A 5,407-nucleotide genomic window follows, 5' to 3' on the forward strand; every position below is an offset into this window, starting at 1 on the left:
CCCGCGTGGCACGTCCCTCCGGACGCTGGTCGACCGGGCCGCAAGACCCGACCGAGGAGGGTGCCCGACGTCGCCTGGGCGCCCGACGTGCGCGTCACACTCTGCCACAGGCTCACTACGCTTCGGTAATCCAACTGGTGAGCCTGCAAGGACTTCACGACCGAGATGCACGGCCGCCGTTCACCGCGAGACCCGCCAGATCCCGACCGAGCTGCTGGCCGAGGAACGGCCGCGGCTGCACCCGGTGCCCGAGCAGCCGCTCAACGCTGCGTACGGCAAGACCCAATGAGACGGCAAGGACCCACGATCTCGGTCGAGTCGGTCCGCTACTCGGTCCCGCACCAGCTCGTCGAGGCGAGCGCCTGGGTCCGCTTCCACGGCGACGAACTGATCGTGACCGCGATAGTCGCGGGCAACACGATCGATGTCGCCCGCCACCTTCGCTCGACGCGGGCCAGTTTGCGGAGTGCCGACGAGCACCACCCCGGCAACCCGCGCGGCGAGCGCACACCCCCGCGCGACGAACCCCGCCAAGGCCCCTTCCCGGCGATCAGCCCGGGAGCGGCGGCCTGGCCGGTCGAGCCAAGGGCGGCCGGCGTCCGCCGGATCCGGGCGAAGAGGGCCGACGCCGACGCCCTGGCGAAACTGCACAGGACCGCCGACCTCGACCGGACTCTGGGCGCCGCAGCAACGGTGAGCCGCCTCGCCGAGAGCGACCTGCGGTCGATCCAGCACCAACAAGGTGAACACGACCGGGTCGAACAGAATCGCCACCGCCAGACCCACAGCCTGCAGCCAGGCACCCCCGCCCGATCCGGGATCACCACACCGTGATCCGCGGTGGACTCAGTCGGCACCAGCGGCGGGAGCGTCCTGCCAGCCGGGCAGGGCCAGCTCGTCGTCGCGAAGCGACCAGACCGGCTGCTGTTGGGACGGCGGTCCGGCAAGGACCCGCAACTGCTGCGGGCGGTATTCGTCGCGCGCGTCCTCGACACTGAAGCCCGCCGAGGCCAACACCGTGGCCATCGCCTGCATCATCGCGGCCCCGACCGCTCTGGAGTGCCGCAGGACCGGCTCGTCCCATTGCTTCAGGCTGAACGCGCGGCTCGCGCAGGCCCGCACGCGAGGGCTTGCCTGCCAGGCCACGAACACGCCGCCTGCCGCATCGGCACCGTCGTCGATGTCAACCTCGGCGCCACCGGCCAGGACCGGGTCCAGCCCCGGGGCGAGCACGGGCAGGCCCGCGGCCGCCAGCTCGTTGCGGACCTTCAAGGCGAGCGCCTCCAGGCCCACGGACTCCTCAGCACTCACTCGTTCGAACACTCGCTCAATCTAGCCAACCGCAAAGAAAGAATCCTTGCCGACTGACACCGCAACCGCATCTGCCCGGCCCAGGCTGGCTGCCCTGACTTCCGCCGTCGCGGCCACGACCGGTGCCGCGTTCGACGATGCGATCGCCCCGACGCAGCGCCTGAAGCTGCCTCACTTCCGCCGGCCGATGGCCGTGGTCATTCCGACGGCGAAGGCCCAACGCCATTGAGCAGGAAGCCGCTCGCTCCAGCGGCGAGTGCCGCGTAGACACCGAATGACAGCCACACTCTGTCGGAGGAAAACCTCCGCCACAGCCCCGCCACCACATCAGCGGCCCCCGAGGCAGCGCCCACCGCGAACCCGGTCACCCCAAGTGCGAACGACTGAACGCGGCACGTTCCGTACCCTGGCGACATGCGCATGCGCCCCACTCTGAGCTGGACCCCCACCGAGGACCTGCCGCCAGGCACCACGAATCTCGAGCCCATCGCCGATGCCCTGAGCACCGGCGGCGTGCTGGTACTCAGTGGGGCGGGCATCTCCACGGAGTCAGGCATCCCCGACTACCGGGGCAAGGGCGGGAGCCTGGGCCGACACACCCCGATGACCTACCAGGACTTCACCGCCGGCGCCCAGGCCCGGCGCAGGTACTGGGCACGCAGCCACCTCGGCTGGCGCACCTTCGGCCGCGCCCGCCCCAACACCGGGCACCAAGCCGTGGCCGCGTTCGGGCGGCACGGCCTGCTCTCGGGCGTGATCACCCAGAACGTCGACGGCCTGCACCAGGCCGCCGGCAGTAAGGGCGTCGTGGAACTCCACGGAAGCCTGGACCGCGTCGTCTGCCTTTCCTGCGGCGCCCTCAGCCCGCGCCGTGAACTCGCCCGACGACTGGAGGAGGCCAATCCAGGCTTCGAGCCGGTAGCCGCAGGAATCAACCCGGACGGTGACGCCGACCTCACCGACGAACAGGTCAAGGACTTCCGCGTGCTTCCCTGCACCATCTGCAGCGGCATCCTCAAACCGGACGTGGTGTTCTTCGGCGAAGCCGTTCCGCCGCAACGGGTCGAACACTGCCGCAAGCTGGTCCAGGAAGCGGCCTCGCTGCTGGTCCTGGGCTCCTCACTAACGGTGATGTCCGGGCTCCGGTTCGTCCGCCAGGCGGCCCAGGCCGGGAAGCCGGTACTGATCGTCAACCGGGATCCGACCCGGGGCGACCGGCACGCCCACACCCGGGTCGCACTCCCCCTGGGAACGGCCCTCACCACCGTGGCCGGTCAACTGCGCATTTCCACCGACAACCAGACGGCGGCCCCGGTGAAGTCGTGACGGTGATGGGCATAACCGCAGTTCGCCGTACCGGCGCCTCATGTCGATGCAGAGCCTCAACACCAAGGCCGCCCCCGATCACCAAGCCCGATCCGTCCGAGCTGGCCTAATAGGGCCTGCTTCGCAAGCCGTGGAGAGTGTCGGTTCTAGGTTCTAAAGGGAGGCGTTCGTCGTAGGGTGAGAGGCTGCCGAAGGAGGCCGACGGCCGAGGGAGCCCTGTATTCGGCCGCATCTGGTGCCACCTCCAGGCACCGTTGATACCTGTTGTGCACCCCGCGACTTCGTGGCGCCATCAGGTGGAGCGGTGCCGGCCTCAGGTGGCGAGCAGTCGCCGGCAGAGGGCTTCGTCGAACGGCGGGTGCTGGTTGTCGAGCAGTGCATCGAGGAACGTGCGTTGGGCGGCGGTCAGCACACTGTCTTCGGTGAGCGGCTCGGGAAAGGCCAGATGGACGAAGGGGGCCAGATCGTGGCCGTAGTCCAAGGTGGCGGAGAGCGTGGCCAGACCCAACACGGCGGGCAGGACGGCCTCCAGATCGTCGGCCCGATCCGCGAGCGCGGCGGCGAGGTCACCGTGGAGCCGGCCTTCCTGCCCGGGCAGATGACCGGTGAACCAGCGGTCCGTCTCCTGGGGCGTTTCGAGCGCGGCGACCAGTTCGCGGATGGCGCGCGGGTCGTCGGCGAACCCGGGCGCGAGCGCGGCGCAGGCACGGACACCGGGATGCCCGTCGTGAAGGAGAGTTTCGGGGCACTGGCCCAGCTCGCCGAGCAGGCGGGCCACGGCCGCACGTTCCCTGGGCTCGGATGAGAGGGCCGCGGCGTCTTTCATGACGTCGACCAGTGCGGCCTTGCGGTCGCCAAGCGTTGGATCCTTAAGGCAATACGTCGCGACGGTCATCGCGGAGGTACGAACGGCGGACTCGGAGTCAGCGGTCAACGCACACGCGGCGTCGAAGACGTCGGCGATGATTTCTCTGCAGGCCAGCAGATCACGGGCCTCCATCGCCCGGCAGTACTCGATGTCGTCCATGGCCTCCACCAGTGCAGCGGGTGGCGGCGTACGCGTCGCCGGATCGGGGTCCAAACGCCAGTCACAAGCGCGGGCAGCATCACGGATCCGCTGGAGGTCTCCCTCGTCCCGGCCCACCGGATAGGCATCACGGAACAGGGCCTCGTCGCTTGTTTCCAGCCGGCAGGCTTGGGCGAACTCGGTCAGGTAGTCCAGCAGGGCCGCCCGAAGTGGTCGAGGACCGGGATCCCACGGAAGGATGTCATCGACCACCACGGCAGTCGCCGGATCAGCCAAGACGGCGGCCACGAGCCTGATGAACGGCCCGGTCGCCGAGAAGACGCTGCCCTGGTGCAGCATCGCGGCATCCAGGTAGCCGACCGCGCGGCTCTGTGCCTGGGAATCATCCCCGATCAGAGCCAGAAGCTGCCCGGGCGCATCCAAGGCCCGCCCATAGGCGTGGTCGAGGCCATCCCAATCGACCTGCAGCAACCTCACCTGCAAAGAATCCACCGACAGATCATGCAGCCACACCGCGCCCGACACCAGCCCGGGGCATGACGCAGGCGCGATGCTCTCGCTACTTCCCCGACTTCGGCGGTTCCCTTGAACCCGGACACGGAACTCCCCACGCCGGGCGGGTCTCTGCGTCGTACCTGGACCGAAGGCTCTTGCCATCCTGTGGTGCCGACGCTGGTCACTGCCCTGTTCTGGTGGCCCGTGGCTGCCCTCATACCGCTGACGCTTGTGCCGCAGCGGCTCACCAAAACGGCATACGCCGCTTACCGGGGGACGGCGCCACGGAGTCATGCTGTGGCGGGGACACGTTCCCGGTCAGCCCCTGGAGAGGGGCCGGTACCTCTCTTCATCGGTACGGCAGCTCGCGTCCTAGTGCCGCATCAGGCAGCGTTCGCACAGTCCACGACCTGTGCCGGTAAGAACCGTGTCACCAGCCGCAAACCACAGGCCTACTCCGCCGCCCTCACAGGCTGAGGCCCTTCGACTGCGGCCCTCACCTCGACGAGCGTGACTCGACCGCCCGCCACTTCAGACACGTACTTGTAGATCGTGCTCCTGCTCACGCCGACGCACTCGGCGATGGACGTGACGGTATCCCAGGGCGAACCAGCAGGTTCTCGGGGCGGACACCGCGCGCATAGTGGGTGCAGCACCGGGCGTGAGCAGGCGGGCGTGGAGGGGGAGAGCATGCACAGGTATGTCCACAACGAATTGACGATGGTGGTCCAGGCCGTGTGTGCCGTAGCCATCAGCGCGCCCGTGACCTTCGGCGTGCGCGGCATCCCCAACGCGGACGCCGGTCGGCCGGCCATCGCTGCCTTCATCGCGCTCAGCGTCGGAAGTACCGTGTCCGGGGTGCTCGCTTGCACCCGCTCGAGGGTGGACGGCGGGAAGTGGGACTTCGAGAGAGCGGTTGCCTTGAACCCGGACACGGTGCTTCCCACGCTGGGCGAGTCTCTCCCCCGTAGCCTGGCCCTACGATTCGTTGCCTTCCTGGTGGTGCCGACGCTGGTCGCTGCCCTGTTCTGGGAGCCCTGGGTGGCCATCATGCCGCTGGTGCTTGTGCCGGGTCGGCTCGCCAAGGCGGCATACGCCGCTTACTGGGAACGGCGCCACGGCGTCATGCTGTGGCAGGGACACGTTCCCGATCAACCGTTCCTAGTCAGTGAGCAGGAGTGAGTCTTGTACCCAATCCTGGTCAACTGGCGCATCCCGAACGGTGGTGGATGCACTGGTCTCCCGCGT

General features: G+C 68.7%; 5 protein-coding genes. 3 read left to right on the forward strand and 2 right to left on the reverse strand.

What is annotated here, in order from left to right:
* Positions 1–285: 285 nt before the first annotated feature.
* Positions 286–834, forward strand: coding sequence for a Mu transposase domain-containing protein (locus ACWDA7_RS49640; RefSeq protein WP_450614408.1), 549 nt, complete (start codon positions 286–288; stop codon positions 832–834).
* A gap of 12 nt (positions 835–846) precedes the next feature.
* Here the strand turns inward: ACWDA7_RS49640 and ACWDA7_RS49645 are convergent, their stop codons facing one another.
* Positions 847–1,323: a hypothetical protein gene (locus ACWDA7_RS49645; RefSeq protein WP_450614410.1), complete on the reverse strand. Its 477-nt coding sequence runs from the start codon at positions 1,321–1,323 to the stop codon at positions 847–849.
* A 402-nt stretch (positions 1,324–1,725) separates the two neighbouring features.
* On the opposite strand from ACWDA7_RS49645, the gene ACWDA7_RS49650 reads away from it, so the two are divergent.
* Positions 1,726–2,637: an NAD-dependent protein deacetylase gene (locus ACWDA7_RS49650; protein ID WP_450614412.1), complete on the forward strand. Its 912-nt coding sequence runs from the start codon at positions 1,726–1,728 to the stop codon at positions 2,635–2,637.
* 313 nt (positions 2,638–2,950) lie between these two features.
* Here the strand turns inward: ACWDA7_RS49650 and ACWDA7_RS49655 are convergent, their stop codons facing one another.
* Entirely contained in the window at positions 2,951–4,156 is a 1,206-nt protein-coding gene (locus ACWDA7_RS49655) for a hypothetical protein (protein ID WP_450614414.1), read from the reverse strand.
* A gap of 693 nt (positions 4,157–4,849) precedes the next feature.
* Between ACWDA7_RS49655 and ACWDA7_RS49660 the strand changes: the two genes are divergently transcribed.
* On the forward strand, positions 4,850–5,341 hold the full coding sequence (locus ACWDA7_RS49660) for a hypothetical protein (RefSeq protein WP_450614416.1): 492 nt from the start codon (positions 4,850–4,852) through the stop codon (positions 5,339–5,341).
* The last annotated feature ends 66 nt before the right edge of the window (positions 5,342–5,407 follow it).

The sequence above is a fragment of the Streptomyces sp. NPDC001156 genome (assembly GCF_053598275.1).

Excerpts from the sequence above, each read along its gene's own strand:
- ACWDA7_RS49640 (WP_450614408.1), top strand. The coding sequence starts at position 286 with ATGAGACGGCAAGGACCCACGATCTCGGTCGAGTCGGTCCGCTACTCG.
- ACWDA7_RS49650 (WP_450614412.1), top strand. The coding sequence starts at position 1,726 with ATGCGCATGCGCCCCACTCTGAGCTGGACCCCCACCGAGGACCTGCCG.
- ACWDA7_RS49660 (WP_450614416.1), top strand. The coding sequence starts at position 4,850 with ATGCACAGGTATGTCCACAACGAATTGACGATGGTGGTCCAGGCCGTG.